Annotated in this window: 15 protein-coding genes, 3 tRNA genes, 2 pseudogenes and 1 riboswitch; of the genes and pseudogenes, 14 read left to right on the forward strand and 6 right to left on the reverse strand. The window is 73.6% G+C overall.

Going from position 1 to position 15,570, the window contains the following annotated elements; genetic code table 11:
• Nucleotides 1–209 precede the first annotated feature (209 nt).
• A complete protein-coding gene (locus F8568_RS02995; RefSeq protein ID WP_151591093.1) occupies nucleotides 210–941 on the forward strand; it encodes a (2Fe-2S)-binding protein in 732 nt (243 codons plus the stop codon).
• A 16-nt stretch (nucleotides 942–957) separates the two neighbouring features.
• Here F8568_RS02995 and F8568_RS03000 read toward each other — a convergent pair whose 3' ends face one another.
• Nucleotides 958–1,686, reverse strand: a complete 729-nt coding sequence (locus F8568_RS03000) for a CbtA family protein (protein ID WP_151591095.1) — start codon at nucleotides 1,684–1,686, stop codon at nucleotides 958–960.
• 12 nt (nucleotides 1,687–1,698) lie between these two features.
• A complete protein-coding gene (locus F8568_RS03005) occupies nucleotides 1,699–1,932 on the reverse strand; it encodes a CbtB domain-containing protein (RefSeq protein WP_151591097.1) in 234 nt (77 codons plus the stop codon).
• Nucleotides 1,933–1,965: 33 nt separating this feature from the next.
• Nucleotides 1,966–2,155, reverse strand: a riboswitch (cobalamin riboswitch).
• 152 nt (nucleotides 2,156–2,307) lie between these two features.
• Here F8568_RS03005 and F8568_RS03010 point away from each other — a divergent pair.
• Nucleotides 2,308–3,363 (forward strand): 3-isopropylmalate dehydrogenase, encoded by a 1,056-nt coding sequence (locus F8568_RS03010; RefSeq protein ID WP_151591099.1) that lies wholly within the window; start codon nucleotides 2,308–2,310, stop codon nucleotides 3,361–3,363.
• Nucleotides 3,364–3,539: 176 nt separating this feature from the next.
• A complete protein-coding gene (locus tag F8568_RS03015) occupies nucleotides 3,540–4,643 on the forward strand; it encodes a branched-chain amino acid aminotransferase (RefSeq protein WP_151591101.1) in 1,104 nt (367 codons plus the stop codon).
• Between the two features lie 70 nt (nucleotides 4,644–4,713).
• Here the strand turns inward: F8568_RS03015 and F8568_RS03020 are convergent, their stop codons facing one another.
• Both F8568_RS03020 and F8568_RS03025 read right to left on the reverse strand, forming a co-directional pair.
• Entirely contained in the window at nucleotides 4,714–5,217 is a 504-nt protein-coding gene (locus F8568_RS03020) for a hypothetical protein (RefSeq protein ID WP_151591103.1), read from the reverse strand.
• A 133-nt stretch (nucleotides 5,218–5,350) separates the two neighbouring features.
• Entirely contained in the window at nucleotides 5,351–5,590 is a 240-nt protein-coding gene (locus F8568_RS03025) for a cold-shock protein (RefSeq protein WP_151591105.1), read from the reverse strand.
• 398 nt (nucleotides 5,591–5,988) lie between these two features.
• On the opposite strand from F8568_RS03025, the gene cimA reads away from it, so the two are divergent.
• The gene (gene cimA / locus F8568_RS03030; protein WP_151591107.1) at nucleotides 5,989–7,566 is read left to right on the forward strand and encodes a citramalate synthase; all 1,578 of its coding nucleotides are present in this window, start codon (nucleotides 5,989–5,991) and stop codon (nucleotides 7,564–7,566) included.
• Between the two features lie 25 nt (nucleotides 7,567–7,591).
• Nucleotides 7,592–7,876, forward strand: a pseudogene (locus F8568_RS03035) (GNAT family N-acetyltransferase); the annotation flags it as partial.
• A gap of 46 nt (nucleotides 7,877–7,922) precedes the next feature.
• Here F8568_RS03035 and F8568_RS03040 read toward each other — a convergent pair.
• Entirely contained in the window at nucleotides 7,923–8,276 is a 354-nt protein-coding gene (locus F8568_RS03040) for an antibiotic biosynthesis monooxygenase family protein (protein ID WP_151591112.1), read from the reverse strand.
• Between the two features lie 280 nt (nucleotides 8,277–8,556).
• On the opposite strand from F8568_RS03040, the gene F8568_RS03045 reads away from it, so the two are divergent.
• The 9 genes and pseudogenes from F8568_RS03045 to F8568_RS03085 all read left to right on the forward strand — a co-directional run bounded on the left by F8568_RS03045 (nucleotide 8,557) and on the right by F8568_RS03085 (nucleotide 12,672).
• Nucleotides 8,557–8,928 (forward strand): SEL1-like repeat protein, encoded by a 372-nt coding sequence (locus F8568_RS03045; protein ID WP_151591114.1) that lies wholly within the window; start codon nucleotides 8,557–8,559, stop codon nucleotides 8,926–8,928.
• 84 nt (nucleotides 8,929–9,012) lie between these two features.
• A complete protein-coding gene (locus F8568_RS03050; protein ID WP_151591116.1) occupies nucleotides 9,013–9,825 on the forward strand; it encodes a cellulose binding domain-containing protein in 813 nt (270 codons plus the stop codon).
• A gap of 22 nt (nucleotides 9,826–9,847) precedes the next feature.
• On the forward strand, nucleotides 9,848–10,612 hold the full coding sequence (locus F8568_RS03055; RefSeq protein WP_151591118.1) for a fumarylacetoacetate hydrolase family protein: 765 nt from the start codon (nucleotides 9,848–9,850) through the stop codon (nucleotides 10,610–10,612).
• A 61-nt stretch (nucleotides 10,613–10,673) separates the two neighbouring features.
• A pseudogene (locus tag F8568_RS47725) lies at nucleotides 10,674–10,862 on the forward strand (DUF2461 family protein); the annotation flags it as partial.
• 136 nt (nucleotides 10,863–10,998) lie between these two features.
• Nucleotides 10,999–11,451 (forward strand): DUF2461 family protein, encoded by a 453-nt coding sequence (locus F8568_RS03065; protein ID WP_236008305.1) that lies wholly within the window; start codon nucleotides 10,999–11,001, stop codon nucleotides 11,449–11,451.
• 103 nt (nucleotides 11,452–11,554) lie between these two features.
• Nucleotides 11,555–11,626: transfer RNA gene (locus tag F8568_RS03070), tRNA-Gln, on the forward strand.
• Between the two features lie 22 nt (nucleotides 11,627–11,648).
• Nucleotides 11,649–11,721, forward strand: a tRNA-Glu gene (locus tag F8568_RS03075).
• 188 nt (nucleotides 11,722–11,909) lie between these two features.
• A tRNA-Glu gene (locus F8568_RS03080) sits at nucleotides 11,910–11,982 on the forward strand.
• A 237-nt stretch (nucleotides 11,983–12,219) separates the two neighbouring features.
• Entirely contained in the window at nucleotides 12,220–12,672 is a 453-nt protein-coding gene (locus F8568_RS03085; RefSeq protein ID WP_151591124.1) for a helix-turn-helix domain-containing protein, read from the forward strand.
• A 40-nt stretch (nucleotides 12,673–12,712) separates the two neighbouring features.
• Here F8568_RS03085 and F8568_RS03090 read toward each other — a convergent pair whose 3' ends face one another.
• Nucleotides 12,713–14,986, reverse strand: a complete 2,274-nt coding sequence (locus F8568_RS03090) for a glycoside hydrolase (RefSeq protein ID WP_151591126.1) — start codon at nucleotides 14,984–14,986, stop codon at nucleotides 12,713–12,715.
• Nucleotides 14,987–15,570 lie beyond the last annotated feature (584 nt).

Raw genomic sequence — 15,570 nt, forward strand, 5'->3', positions numbered from 1 at the left:
CCCCGGCATCCAGCCTCAGCGATTCGGAGCGATCATGAACGACACCACCCGTACCACCGTGCCCGCCGACGACGCCGCGGAGGAGGCCGCCCGCGCCCTGCAGACGGCCCTGGACCGCCGCGACAACGGCGGCCGCCCCTCCCGGTAACCCGGCCGCGTTACCGGGACCGCGCGCGGTGCGCCGGGACGGGCATGGCAGGGTGAACGCCATGCCGTCGCCGATGCCCGCCGGGGCCGGGGAGGTCGCGGAGGCGCTGCGCGCCGCCGGGCGCCTCGGGCCGTACTTCGAGATCGCCACCGATCCGGCCGAGGAGGCCGACCCGACGTGGCGGCCGCTGCCCGAGCGGGACCCGGCCCGGCTCGCCGACCTCACCGGCCGATACGCCGAGCGGCTCGGCACGCGGGAGCGGCGCGTCGCCGCGTCGATCCTGTTCCAGGGCCTGGCGTCGCGCCTCTGGTCGCCGGTCGTCGCGGCGGCCGCCCAGGGCGTCGTGCCCGACCTGTCCGGACTGCACTGGCGGTGGGCGCCCGGCGCGCCCATCGCGCTGTGGCTGGCCGGGCCGCGCGGGCACCGCGCCGGCGGCACCGCCGAAGCCGCCGGCCTCGTCCACCGGGAGGTCGTCACCGGCCAGCTGGAGCCGCTGCGCGCGACGATGCTGACCTTCACGAGCCTCGCGGACGGCCTGCTGTGGGGGAACGCGGCGTCCGCCCTCGCCGGCGGCCTGAACGTCGGCCCGCGGGACGCCGCCCGCGCCGCGCTCGTCGGCGAACTGCTGGACATGCCCCCGCTCAAAGGAGCGGGAGAGTTCGGCCCGCACGGCTTCGTCCGGCGCAACTGCTGCCTGTACTACCGCGTCCCGCCCGGCGGCGAGATGTGCGGCGACTGCGGCCTGCGCCGCCCGCCGCGCCGCGGCGAGCCGCCGCCACGGGGGCGCTCGTGACGGCGGCCCGCCGAGGTCAGGCCAGGGCGGCGGCGCGGCGGCGGGCCACCGAGCGTTCGGTCAGGTGGCCGAACAGCAGCCCGATCGTGGCCCACAGGACGAGCTGGACGCCCAGGGACGCGAGCCGGAAGTTCCACAGGACCGTCGCCGGGAAGTGCTCCGGGATCGCGTCGGGCTTCGGCGTGACCCGGTACACGACCGCCAGCAGGACGACGTAGCCGACCGCGGTGACCGTGATCGCGTTCCAGGCGCCGAGCCGGGGGACGAGGCGGCGGCCCACGATCACCGCCGCGGTCGTCGCCAGGATCCCCAGCGCCATCATGCAGAAGTACAGCGCCGTCCGGCTGCCGATGGTCGCCGGGTTGCCGACCGCCGGGGGTGTCGCCGGGTACTTCAGGAACGGCACCAGCTCGATCGCGACGAATCCGGCGAGGGCGACCAGGGCGGCGGTGGCGCGCGCGCCGAGCCGTCCGAGCCGTCCGGACGCGAAGGCGAACGCGATCGAGAACAGCCCGCCGAGCGCGACGCCGTACACCGCCATCGCGGTGATCAGCCCGGCGGTCTTCTGCACGGTGCGGCTGACGATCTCCGGTTCGTGCCCGGCGTGCTCGGCGTGCGCACGGGCCTCCTCGAACGCGATCGCGTGCCCGACCTGCGGCTCGCCGTACAGCCAGGCGACGAGCAGGGCCAGGGCGGCTGCGGCCAGGCCCGCGAGCATCCCGCGGACCAGCAGTCCTCTCATCATCGGGGCGCCGGCCTAGTGGCAGGGGAAGCCGAGCAGGTGCCGGCCGTCGTGGGTGAACTCGTGCACCCAGGTGCCGCCGAAGACCGACGTCGCGCCCTGTTCGGCGCCGACGAAGTAGATCAGGATCGCGGCCAGCACGACGGCGAGCACCGCCCACGGCACGATGTCGCGGATCGGCAGGCGCAGCGGCGCCGCGGAAGGCTCGGCCTGCGGGGACGCGGCGGACGGTACGGCGGACTCGGCCATGTCGGGGTTCTCCTCACGGGGTGCACTCGCCCCGGTTGCGGAGGACGACGGGTCAGTGTCCTGACTCCCAGATCGCCGTCTCCCGCCGACCTTCCCGCCGGTCGTCCGGCCGTGGTCGTGCGGTGGGGGAGACTCCCTGGTCACAGTGGCGGGACCGTCCCGGATTCGCACCGGGTTCCTGCGCACCGTCGCCTCGATGTGAACTTGTCGAGGAGAGCGTCCCCTCTGCCACCCGGCCCGTCAACCCCGCGAAGAGTGACAAAGATGACGCCCGTCCGACGGCGGGCTCGGCGGCGACCCGGCGGCGGCGAGACCCGCGTACCGTGATATGAGACGAAAGCCCAAGCAGTGAGACGTTTGCAGTACAGTACGCCCATGGCTTCCCGCAGCATTCGTCTGGCCGTCATCCCCGGTGACGGGATCGGCCCCGAGGTGGTCGCCGAGGGACTGAAGATCCTCGAGGCCGTCGCCCCGTCCAGCGGTCTCGCGTTCGAGCAGACCTCCTACGACCTGGGCGCCGCGCGCTGGCACCGGACCGGGGAGACGCTGCCCGACTCGGTGCTGGAGGAGCTGCGCGGCCAGGACGTCATCCTGCTCGGCGCCGTCGGCGACCCGAGCGTGCCGAGCGGGACGCTGGAGCGCGGGCTGCTGCTGCGGACCCGGTTCGAGCTCGACCACTACGTCAACCTCCGCCCGGTGAAGCTGTTCCCGGGCGTGAAGACCCCCTTGGCGGACGTCACTCCGGACGACATCGACATGGTCGTCGTCCGCGAGGGCACCGAGGGCCCCTACACGGGCGTCGGTGGCGTCCTGCGCAAGGGCACCGGGCACGAGGTCGCCACGCAGGAGAGCGTCAACACCGCCTTCGGCGTCGAGCGGGTCGTCCGGTACGCGTTCGAGGTCGCGGCGTCGCGCCCGCGCAAGCGGCTGACGCTGGTCCACAAGGACAACGTCCTCACCTTCGCCGGCGATCTCTACCAGCGGACGCTGAAGCGGGTCGGCGAGGAGTACCCGCAGGTCAGCACCGACTACTGCCATGTCGACGCGGCCACGATGTTCTTCGTCAGCCAGCCGCGGCGCTTCGACGTGATCGTCACCGACAACCTGTTCGGCGACATCATCACCGACATCGGCGCCGCGATCGCCGGCGGCATCGGGCTCGCCGCGTCCGGCAACGTCAACCCCGACCGGACGGCGCCGTCGATGTTCGAGCCGGTGCACGGCAGCGCTCCGGACATCGCGGGCCAGGGCAAGGCCGACCCGACCGCCACGATCCTGTCGGTCGCGATGCTGCTCGACCACATCGGCGCCGGCGACGCGGCCCGCCGCGTCGAGCAGGCCGTCTCCGACGACCTGGCCGAGCGCGGCGCGCTCGGGACGCGGTCCACCGCGCAGATCGGCGACGCGATCGCCAAGCGAGTATCGGGCTGAGGGCGCGCCTCTCCGGCCACGAGCAGGGACACTCCGGGCGCGCCTCGCGGCGCGCCCGGTTTTCCGTATGCGCCGCGTGCGAGGAGTGGGGTCGAGGAACAAAGTACGACAATAGGGACTAAGGACGCCGCAGCGGCAATGGAGCCGCACCGGCGATCGGGAGAGGACGAACGGCGATGAGCGACACCCTGGACTTCGAGATCACGCTGACCGAGCGGCCCGCGACGGCCGCCGAGCGCGAGCGCGTCCTGGCAGATCCGGGCTTCGGCCGGTACTTCACCGACCACATGATCACGGTCCGGTACTCGGCCGAGCGGGGCTGGCACGACGCCAAGCTCGAACCCTACGGGCCCATCCCGATGGACCCGGCCAGCCAGGTGTTCCACTACGCCCAGGAGCTGTTCGAGGGCCTCAAGGCCTACAAGCAGCCGGACGGCTCGATCGTCACCTTCCGGCCGTTCATGAACGCGGCCCGGATGAACCGCTCCGCCCGGCGGATGGCCATGCCGGAGATCCCCGAGCAGCTGTTCGTCGACGCCGTCGAACTCCTCGTCCGCACCGACAAGGAGTGGGTCCCGGGCGCCGAGGGCCACAGCCTCTACCTGCGGCCGTTCATGTTCGCCACCACCCGCGCCCTCGGCGTGAACAGCCCGGCGAACGAGTTCCTGTTCATGGTCATCGCCTCCCCGTCCGGGCTGTACTACCCGCGCGGGATCAAGCCGGTCTCGGTGTGGCTGTCGCAGGACTACACCCGCGCGGCGCCCGGCGGCACCGGCGAGGCCAAGTTCGGCGGCAACTACGCCGCGTCGTTCGCCGGCCAGGCCGAGGCGGTCGAGCAGGGCTGCGACCAGGTCGTCTGGCTCGACGCGGTGGAGCACCGCTGGGTCGAGGAGGTCGGCTCGATGAACCTGATGTTCGTCTACGGCTCCGGCTCGCGGGCCCGGCTGCTCACCCCCGCGCTCACCGGCACGCTGCTCGCCGGCGTCACCCGCGACTCGATGCTCAAGCTGGCCCCCGACCTCGGCATCCCCGCCGAGGAGGGCAAGATCAGCATCGACGAGTGGCAGGCTGGCTGCGCGTCCGGCGAGATCACCGAGGTGTTCGGCTGCGGCACCGCCGCGATCATCAGCCCGGTCGGCCGGGTCAGGGGCCGCGACCGGGAGTGGACGATCGGCGACGGCGAGCCCGGCGAGATCTCCATGAGGCTGCGGCAGGAGCTCGTCGGCATCCAGTACGGCACCCGTCCCGACCCCTACGGCTGGGTCCACAAGATCGTCTGATCCGTACCGGCGCCCGATGGCGCGCCCGTCCCCGGGTGCGCGCCATCGGGCGCCGTCATGCCCGGCGGGGTCAGTGCCCGTAGCGCACCGTGGTGGTGATCGCGGACCCGGCGGCCTTCGGACTCACGCCCCGCGCGTCGGGGTTGATCGCGTAGTGGAAGGCGAACCCGACGAAGGCCCGGCCGGGCCTGCCGCCGACCTGCACCGGGAACGTGCACGTGCCCGAGAGGGTGTACACCTTGCGGACGCGGTGCGGCCTGACCGTGGAGTGCCAGACGTAGCCGACCGGGATGACGTGCCGGTCGTGGTAGTGGCCGTTCAGCCCGGTCGCCGTGCAGACGGCCCGGCCCCGCGCGATCGCCCGGAGCTTGGCGCTGGTGATCTGGAACGACCATGGCATCGGATACAGCCGCGAGTACCGTCCGGTGAGCTTCACCTGCGCGTGGAACGCGCCGACCCGGTCCCGGTGCGCGAAGCCCTGATGCCGTTTGGTGAACACGAAGTAATGGGCCGCGGGGGCGCGGTGCCCCGGACGGCCCGCGGCGGACGCGGCCGAGGCGGTTCCGAGCGCCATTGCCAGAGCCGTTCCGGAAATAACGGCCGTCCGGCCGAATGTGTGCATGCGCATGACAGGCATTCCCTTCGGAATTGGTCGCCGCCCGCCGGGACCGGCGGGCGGCCCGTACCGGGTCCACCGGCCGGGGCCCTCAGCTCCGGTCGGCCCGCCGCACGTCCAGCGCGCGGTAGGCGTAGCCGTCCTGCTCGGCTTCCTCCCAGGTGAACAGGACGTGCTCACCGGGATCCAGTGAGGCGAAGCCGCCGGGCACGGTGCGGACGGCGGAGAAGTGCGCCCAGACCTCGCCCGGGGCGTCCGGCGAGACGAGGACTCCCCAGCCGCTCTCGTCGTCCCAGGACGCGACCGTTCCGCGAACCGGATCCCCGCTCATCGCAACCCCCTTCTCCGGCGGACAGCGCGATCCTCGGGCATTTGCCGAGCAGTGCGCAAGCGCATTTACGCGATGAAGACCTTACTCGGCCTTGGGAGATCATTTTCGCTATTTCTATAAAGCGTTTTCGGGTGAAATGGCGGCGGACTTCGCGATGTGCGCCGCATGGCGGGGGCGGCGGGCGCGTCCCGAGCCGGTCGTCTCAGCATCCGAGACGGGTGTCCATGCACGGGGGAGGGTGTGGCAGACTGGACCGCATCATGCGCCACAGCCTCGTCATTATCGGCTGGCGCGCCGGCATCTAACGGGACAACGCCGGCGCGCAGACCTCTCACGTCCGTGAGGGGTCTTTTTTGTGTCCTGGCGCTGATCGCCCATTCCTGGGGGGAACCCACACCATGCAAGGCGACGACTTCCACGTCTACGACACCACGCTCCGCGACGGCTCGCAGCAGGAGGGGCTGAACCTCTCCGTGGCCGACAAGCTCGTCGTCGCACGGCACCTCGACGACCTCGGCGTCGGCTTCATCGAGGGCGGCTGGCCCGGCGCCAACCCCAAGGACACCGAGTTCTTCAGGCGGGCTCGAACCGAGCTGGACCTGAGGCACGCGCGGCTCACCGCGTTCGGCGCGACCCGCCGGGCCGGGGTGAAGGCGGCCGACGACCCCCAGGTCGCCGCCCTGCGCGAATCCGGCGCGTCCGTCGTGACCCTGGTCGCCAAGAGTCACGACCGGCACGTCGAGCTGGCCCTCCGCACGACCCTGGAGGAGAACCTCGCGATGATCCGCGACACGGTCTCCCACCTGCGTGCGGAGGGCCAACGAGTCTTCCTGGACGCCGAGCACTTCTTCGACGGCTACAAGGCCAACCGCGCCTATGCGCTGGAGGCCGTGCGGACCGCCGCCGAGGCGGGCGCCGACGTCGTCGCGCTCTGCGACACCAACGGCGGCATGCTGCCCGACGAGCTGGCCGACGTCGTGAACGAGGTCGTCGGGCTCGGCGTCCGCGTCGGGATCCACTGCCACGACGACTCCGGCTGCGCGGTCGCGAACTCGCTCGCCGCGGTGAAGGCCGGCGCCACCCACGTGCAGGGCTGCGCGAACGGCTACGGCGAGCGCAGCGGCAACGCCAACCTGTTCACCGTCATCGGGAACCTGCAGCTCAAGCGGGGCATGGACCTGGTGTCGGACGCGCAGCTGGCCGAGATGACCCGGATCGCGCACGCGGTCTCCGAGGTCACCAACGTCGCGCCGAGCTCCCAGCAGCCCTATGTGGGCCTGTCGGCGTTCGCGCACAAGGCGGGGCTGCACGCCTCCGCCGTCAAGGTCGACCCGGACCTCTACCAGCACATCGACCCGGCCGCCGTCGGCAACGACATGCGGATGCTGGTCTCCAGCATGGCCGGCCGCGCGTCCGTCGAGCTGAAGGGCCGCGAGCTGGGCTACGACCTGTCCGGCGAGAAGGCCAAGGCCGTGGTGGACAAGGTCAAGGAGCTGGAGTCCACCGGCTACACCTTCGAGGCCGCGGACGCCTCGTTCGAGCTGCTGCTGCGCGAGGAGCTGACCGGCGTCCGGCAGCGGCACTTCGAGGTCGAGTCGTGGCGGTCCATCGTGGAGCGCCGCCCGGACGGCTCCATGGTCAGCGAGGCGACCGTCAAGCTGCACGCCAAGGGCGAGCGGATCATCGCGACCGGCGAGGGCAACGGCCCCGTCAACGCCCTGGACAACGCGCTGCGCATCGCGCTCGGCCGGCTGTACCCCGAGCTGGCGCGGCTGGAGCTGGTCGACTACAAGGTCCGCATCCTGGAGGGCGCGCACGGCACCGACGCCCGCACCCGGGTGCTGATCGAGTCCGCCGACGGCGAGCGCGAGTGGGGCACGGTCGGCGTCGAGGACAACGTCATCGCCGCGTCCTGGCGGGCGCTGGAGGAGGCCGTCACCTACTGCCTGCTGCACGCGGGGTACGAGGCGGGCTAAGCCGCGGCGCGTCGGGCATGATCGGAGGATGAGCACCGAGATCACCGACAACGCCGGGGAAGGCCGCTACGAGATCCGGGTGGACGGCGGCCTCGCCGGGTTCGCCGAGTACGAGCGGCGCGACGGCGCGGTCGTGTTCACCCACACCGAGGTCGACCCCGCCCACGAGGGCAAGGGCATCGGCGGCGCGCTCGCCCGCGGCGCGCTCGACGACGTCCGCGCCAAGGGCGACCCGGTCGTGCCGCTCTGCCCGTTCATCAAGAAGTGGATCGAGAAGCACCCCGACTACCAGGACCTGGTGAAGGGGTGAGCGTGGCGGCGAGCGCGCAGATCCGCGCCCGCCGCGCGGCCGCGGGTCAGCCCTGCTTCGGGCCCGCGCTCTCGACGACCTCGAAGCCCCACAGCTCCGAGCCGGACGCGGCGGGCCCGCCGTGCCCATGGCCGTGCCCGTGGCCGGCCGGGCGGTCCGCGGCGGCCTGCGCGTGCCCGTGCTGGAACGCCTGGCTCTGCGTCCAGCGCTGGAAATCTTCCTCGCTGCGCCAACGGGTGTACACCAGATAACGGTCCTGGCCCTCCACCGGGCGCAGCAGCTCGAAGGCCTCGAAGCCCTCCGCGGACTCCACCAGCCCGGCCCGCCCGGCGAAGCGCTTCTCGATCTCCTCGCGCATCTCCGGCTTCACGGTGAGGACATTGATCTTCACGACGGACACGCCCGACCCCCTTCACGTCTGGTCGTGCCCACCGTCTCACATCGCCTGCGTCCGGGCCTCGCCGCCCTCCAGCGTCAACCAGGCCTGCGGCGACGGCCCCGAGCGGGTCGTCCGAACGAACGACCGTCTTTTCGCCCCTGTCGCCCGGTCGGGCGGATATTTCAACAAAACCGGCCAAAGCGGTGGCGGATTTCGGGCGGTGGCGTCACCATGGTCGCGCACGGCACGCGTGAGGTGCCCGCGCGCCGTGGCCCAGCAGCCGAACCACCGGAGTGATCGCATGCCTGTCCGACCCTGGAGTCCCGAGGACCTCGGGCGTCCCACGGACGGATCCTGGGCCGACGTCGCGTTCGGGCTGGGCGAGATCTACGAGTGCGAGGGCGACCTCGGGCAGGCCGCCGACTGGTACCGGCGGGCCGCCGAGTCGGGGCACGACGCGGCGGCGCTGCGGCTCGGCGCGGTGCTCGGCCGGATGGCCGACGACGGCGCCGACGGGTCCGCCGAGGACCTGCTCGCCGAGGCCACCCGCTGGCTCAGCGGCGCGCAGGACATCGCCACCCCGAGCGCGATCGAGCTGATCACCGACATGCTCAACCGGCACCAGCGGCGGGCCGCCCGCCGCGGCCTGGAGCCCGCCGGCCAGGAGTGCTGACCGTACATTTCCGGCATTCCCGCCGAACCTGATCGCCGCGCCCGTCGTCGGACTCCATGAGACCGTCCACAGGGAGGGCGAGAGTTGAGCGGCGACCAGCCCGGCCACGTGCCCCCGGACCGCACCTCCACGGTCGAGTTCGCCCGCCCCGCCCCGCCCGCGGAAGAAGGGAGCGGGCAGAGCGCCCCCGCTGTCGTCGACCCGGACGCGACGGCGCCCGATCCGCCCCGAGAGGCGCCGGCGCCCGGCCCGGACGACAAGAGGATCGCGGGACCGCCCGCCGGGGCCCCGCCCGCGCCGGCGCAGCCGGTGCACGTGGGACCCGCGCCGAAGCCGCCCCGCGCCACACCCGGGGCGTGGCCGCAGCGCTTCGCCGTCCTCCTCGCGGTCGCCGCGGCCGCGCTGGTCATGGCCGTGGCGCTGGCCGCCGTGTCGCTGTTCAGCGGAGGCGGCTCGGACGGGGACGACGACACCGCGCCGGGCACCCGGACGCCCGCAAGCGCCAAGGCATCGAAGCGCCCGGCCTCCGGCGCGCCGGCGACGAAGCGGGCCGGAACGCGACCGGCCCCGCCCGTCGGGACCGTGGTGACCGGCAACGGCGTCACCTACCAGATCGTCGAGAAGGACGACGGCTACTACGAGGGCCGGTTCACCATCACCAACCGCACCGGACGTCCCATGACCGCCTGGCGGCTGAGCTTCGACGCGCCCGGCGCCGACGTCCGCAACGTCTGGGACGCGCGGCTCGTCCGGGCCGGCGCCCACCCGGTGATCGAGAACGCCGACGGCGCCGACCCGATCCCGCCCGGCGGCGCCCTGGACGTCCAGTTCGGCGCGTCCGGCGCCCCGGCGATGCCGGGAGCGTGCCTGCTGAACGGCGCCGCGTGCGGCCTGTGAGCCGCGTACTAGGCTCTCGGCCATGCGTATCGCCAGGTTCTCCACCGACGAGGGCATGTCCTTCGGCGTGGTGGAGGAGAACACCATCGCCGCCATCGCGGCCCACCCGTTCGGCGACCTGACCTTCACCGGGCAGCGCTTCCCGCTCGCCGACGTGCGGCTGCTGGCCCCGATCCTGCCCAGCAAGGTCATCGCGATCGGCAAGAACTACGCCGACCACGCCCGCGAGATGGGCGGCGAGCCGCCCGCCGAACCGGTGATCTTCGCCAAGCCGTCCACCGCGGTGATCGGGCCCGGCGAGGCGATCGCCTACCCGGAGAAGCTCTCCGAGCGCGTCGACCACGAGGGCGAGCTCGCCGTGGTGATCGGCCGCATGTGCCGCGAGGTCCCCGCCGCCCGCGCCGCCGACGTCATCCTCGGCTACACCTGCGCCAACGACGTGACCGCCCGCGACCTGCAGAAGAAGGACGGGCAGTGGACGCGGGCCAAGGGCTTCGACACCTTCTGCCCGCTCGGCCCCTGGATCGAGACCGAGGCCGACCCGTCCGACCTCGCGATCTCCACCACGGTCAACGGCGAGGTCCGCCAGGAGGCGCGCACGTCGCTGCTGCTGCACGACGTCCCCAGCCTGGTCGAGTACGTCAGCCAGGTGATGACGCTGCTGCCCGGCGACGTCATCCTCACCGGCACCCCCGCCGGCGTCGGCCCCCTGAAGGTCGGCGACGAGGTCACGGTCACCGTCGAGAACGTCGGCGAGCTCACCAACCGCGTCGTCGCCCGCGACTGAACCCCCTGTCCTGTCGTACGGCGTCCCTAAGCTGGAGGACGCCGTACGAAAGGGGGCGGTCGTGACGTTCACCGGCTTCACCAGCGAGGCGTTCGAGTTCTACGAGGGCCTCCTCGCCGACAACAGCAAGTCCTACTGGACCGCGCACCGGCAGGTCTACGACGAGCACGTCCGCGGCCCCATGGCCGACCTGTGCGCCGAGCTGGAAGAGGAGTTCGGCGCGGTCAAGCTGTTCCGCCCCTACCGCGACGTCCGGTTCAGCTTCCTTCTAACGGAGGAACCCCAGCCCTTCAGAGCCGGGAGGAATCGCTTCCGTCGCCTGCGGCGCCCCGGCCGCCTCGTTCACCGTCCACGGGCTCAACGGGACGGTCAAGGACCTGCGGTCCTTGACTTGCGCAGACCTCAAGGCCCAAGGGCTCGGCGCGCAGGCGGCGCAGCACGTCATCAAACGTGTCGCCGACGCCTACACCACACTGCGGGCCAACCTGCGGGCCGGGAACCTCAGCGGTGAGAACTCCCGACGACGCCGAAAAGCCCGCGCCGCGGTCGGCGCCGACTCGTCCGGCAAGGAGCTCCAGGCCATCGTGGACGGCCTGCGCGCCGCCGGCCTCGAGATCGCCGGGGACCGGCTCAAGACCCGCCCGCGCGGCACCCCCGAGGACCATCCCCGCCTGGACCTGCTCCGGCACCGCTCCCTCCACGCCCGCGAGGGCTGGCCCGCGGTCCCCTGGATGGCGACGCGGGAGGCCGTCACCCGCGTCCGGGACGCCTGGCGGCGGCTGCGCCCGCTCGTCGAATGGGGCGACGAGCACGTCGGCCCGCCCGACTTCTCCCGCTGATCACGGCCGCTCCGGCAATCGTTTTGGTCGCTGACCCGCCGTCCTGTATTCTCTTCGAGGCGCGAGCGACCAGCCGGAAACGGCCGGGAAGCCCGTACCACACTGGGGTATGGTGTAATCGGCAGCACGAGTGATTCTGGTTCACTTAGTCTAGGTTCGAGTCCTGGTACCCCAGCTCCGTCCGCGATCGTGGACAGGCCCCCGTCGTCTAGTGGCCTAGGACGCCGCCCTCTCAAGGCGGTAACGGCGGTTCGAATCCGCTCGGGGGTACGTTTCCGAGGCCGCGTGCTCGGCGAACTCCGTTCGCTTCCGCACGCGGCTTTTTCGTGTTCACCCACAGGGGCCGGATTCGCCGGGTGCCTCCGGGTACGTGGTGGTGAAATTCGGTTCGAGGTGGGGGTCCGGGTCCGGTAGGCTGGGCGAGGCCCGAGCGGGAGACCGCGGAGGCTCACAGTCCGGCCCCCGTCGTCTAGTGGCCTAGGACGCCGCCCTCTCAAGGCGGTAACGGCGGTTCGAATCCGCTCGGGGGTACATCAGCGAAACACGACCGCGGATCCGTTTCGGGCCCGCGGTCTTCCGCTTTCCAGGAGCCCGTCGCGATGCCCGGCGCCCGCACTCGCCGGAACGCGCGGCGCGCCCTGCCGGAGCGGCCGGTTCGGATGCGTGATCGCGCCGACACGTAGCGAAACATTTCCCGTGTCCTTGGCTGACGCCCTTGCGTGCGGTCAACTAAAGTCGTCGGCGTCGGTGAGTTCGGGAGGGGCCGGGATGGGCAGCAAGACGGAAGAGATCGCGCCGGGCGCGACGCTGGCGGACAAGGTCGAGTGGCTGATCCGCAACCTGTGGCCGGCGGACGCGCACCCGCCCCGCAACAACGTCGAGACCGCCGCCGCCATCGCGCGCGCCACCGGCGAGGACATCTCCTCCACCACGGTGTGGAAGCTGCGCACCGGACGCCAGGAGAACCCGCAGCTCAAGACCCTGCGCGCGCTCGCCACCTTCTTCGGCGTGCCGATCGGCTACTTCGGCCGGCCCAGCGAGACCGCCACCATCGACGAGGACATCACGCTCAAGGCCCTGCGCCGCGACGTCGAGCACGGCATCATCCGCCCCGAGGTGCTGCGCGCCCTCGTCGACCTGTCCCCGGAGGCCCGCTGGGTCGTCGACGAGATGATCCTCAGCGCCGCCGAGGCCGACCGGCGCCGCCAGGCCGCGTCCTGACGCGCCCTCCCGGCCCCCGACAGGCGCGGGCTCAACGGGCTCAAGGGAGAGCCGTGCGCCAGAGCGTCGGCGTCTCGCCGTCCAGCCCGGTCGCCACCAGGCCCTGCCCGAGCGCGGCCAGCCCGGTGAGCCGCTGGCTCCCCTCACCCGCGAGGCGCGCCCCGCGCGGACGCGTCATCCGCCATGACGCGCCGTCCGCCGAGCTCCACAGCGCGACGTCGTCGGTCCCGGCGGGCGTCCCCGCGAGCACGAACCCCTTCGGCGTCGCCAGGCTCGCCGACAGCGCGGACGCCTGGACGGTCTGCGCCCGCCACGTCCGGCCCGCGTCGGACGACACCGCGACGGCGTTCCCCGCACCCGTCGCGACCAGCGTGTCGCCGCGGGCCACCACACGGGTGAGCGGCCCCCGCGCCTGCGGCGGCTGCGCCGACGTCCACGCCGCGCCGTCCGCGGACGTCCAGACGGCGGGGGCGCCGCCGCGCTCACCGACCGCGACGTAGCCGTTCGTCACGGCCGCGACGTCGTGCATCGCGCCGTCCCGCAGATCGCCCGTGGCGGCCGTCCATCGGGCGAGGTCGTCCGAGCGCCACGCGATCGGCGCCTTGCCGGCCGAGCCGACCACGACGTACCCGGCCCGGCCGTAGGCGGCGCCGGCCAGCTCGCCGTCATCGCCCGCCGGGCCCGCGGCGGGGTTCCACGCGTCCGCGTCCGCCGACGTGAGCAGCAGCGGCTTCGCCGCGCTCCGCCCCGCGGCGACCCAGCCCTTCGGCCCGTACGCGGCGGCGGCGAGCCGCTGCACGCCCGGCCCGGTCAGCCCGGTGCCGCCGGCGCGCGTCCACGCCTTGCCGTCCCGCGTCGTCCAGACGGCCGCCTCGCCCGCGCCGCTGCCGACCGCCAGCGTCATCCCGTTGCCCGGCACCAGCCGCCTGATGGTCCGGTCCGGCGTCACCGCGCCGGGTATGGACAGCAGGTCGACGTCCCCGTGGCGGGCGCCCGGCGCCGCCAGGTACGCGCCGGAATTCTGGTGGCCGGCCAAAAGGACGCCCTTGGGAAGCGCCGCCGCCGCGCCCGCCTGGCGGCCCTGGTCCGTCCCGAGCCGCTCCACGGGCTCCCAGTTCACGCCGTCCTTGCTGCGCTGCGCCGCCACGCGGCCGTCGCTGAGCGGGGTCAGCGCGGCCAGGCCCGCGTCGGAACCGCCCAGCGCCGCCAGGCTGGAGTAGGCGCTCCGGTCGATCGTGCTCGACCGCGCCCAGCCCACCCCGTCCGACGACCGGAAGAACACCGCGAGCGCCCGCTTCTTCGGGTTCTTCGACGACCCGCCCGTCCGGCGCCCCTCCCGCGCCGCGAAGAACCCGCCGGGACCCGACGTCAGCGCGACGACCGGCCCGTACGACCCGTCGCTCTGCGGCACCTCCGCGCGCGCCCACGTCGCCCCGCCGTCGGCGGACCGCCACAGATCGCCCTTGTCGTTGCGCGCCACCAGCGTGGCGCCGCTCGCGGCGATGCCCACGGGCCTGCCTTCCAGGCCCGCCTGCCGCCGCTGCCACGCGACGCCGTCCGAGGACGTCCACAGGACGGCCGCGCCCTGGCTCGTCCCGATCGCGGCGAACCCCGCCGAGGTGGCCGCGACCCCGGTCACCTGGTCGCCCGCGCTGAACGCGCCCTGGCCGCCCGACCGATGCGTCCACGTGCGGCCGTCCGCGCTCGTCCACACGGCCACCCCGCCGGGGCCCCGGCCCAGCGCCGCCCAGGCGCGGTCACCCGCCGCGACGACCTCCGGCACGTCCTGGCCGGTACCGCCCTCGTCCTTCACCTTCGCGGTGCTCCACGCCTTGCCGCCGTCGGACGACACGAGGATCTGCCCGCGCGGCGCGTCCACCGTCTCGCTGCCGACCGTCACCGCCGTGTCGCCGTGCACCGCGACCGCCGTGATCGTCTGTTCGTGACCGTCGTACAGCGCGGCCGGCACCGCGAACACCTTGTCGGCGGCCTCGGCCCCGGACCCGTCCCCGCGCCCGCCGCCGTCTCCGCCGTCGCGGACCAGGTAGGTCACGCCTCCGGCGACCAGCACCGCGACCGCCGCGACCGCGATCCCCGACCGCAGCCCGGGCCGGAACACCCGCGTCCCACCGCCTTCCGGCGGTGTCGGCGCGCTCTGCGGCCGGTCGAACGCCGGCGCGTCCCCGGCGTCCGGCGCCCTGACGCGCACCTGCTCCAGCCCGTCCGGCCGCATCCCGGACGCAGCCGCTCGCCCGCCCCGTCCGCCGGTGCGCGGCTCGCTCGCGGCGGCCGGCCACGGAGCCGGAACCGGCACCTCTTTCGCCGTCCCCGCCCGGTTCCCACCGGACGCCGCATCGGCGGGCCGGGGCGAGGTCTGAGGCTTTCGCACGCCGGGCCGCGACGGCGCGGCCGGTCCCGCTGGTGGCGCCGGCCGATCCGCGGCCGGCGCCGCTGGGGCGGGTGGCGCCGCGGCGGGCGGGGGCGGGGTCCCTGGTTTCCGCGCCGCCGGTTGCGGCGGGGCGGCCGGGGCCGCCGGAGCCGGCGGCGGCGTCCGGCGATCCACGGTGGGGGGCGCTGGGGGCTTCGGGGAATTCGTGCGGGGTGGCGGGGGCGATGCCGCGGCGGCCAGCGGACCCGCAGGGGGTGCGGACGGGGCGGCCTGGGCGCGGAGGGGGCGCCTGGTGGTCCTGGTCTGCTCGGAGGTCGGGACCGCGGGCGTCTCGTCCGCAGGCGTCTCGGCCGCGGGCTTCTTCTCGCGCGCGGCGGGCGGCCGGGACGGGGCGGACGGCGCGGTGCGCCAGCTCGCCACCAGCTTGTCGCCCTCGGCGGGCGGCGGCCCGGGACGGTCGCCTCGCCCCCAGTTCGGCGGCGGGGGCGGGGGAGTGCCGGACGGGTCCT

Source organism: Actinomadura physcomitrii, assembly GCF_008923205.2.
Taxonomy (GTDB): Bacteria; Actinomycetota; Actinomycetes; order Streptosporangiales; family Streptosporangiaceae; genus Spirillospora; species Spirillospora physcomitrii.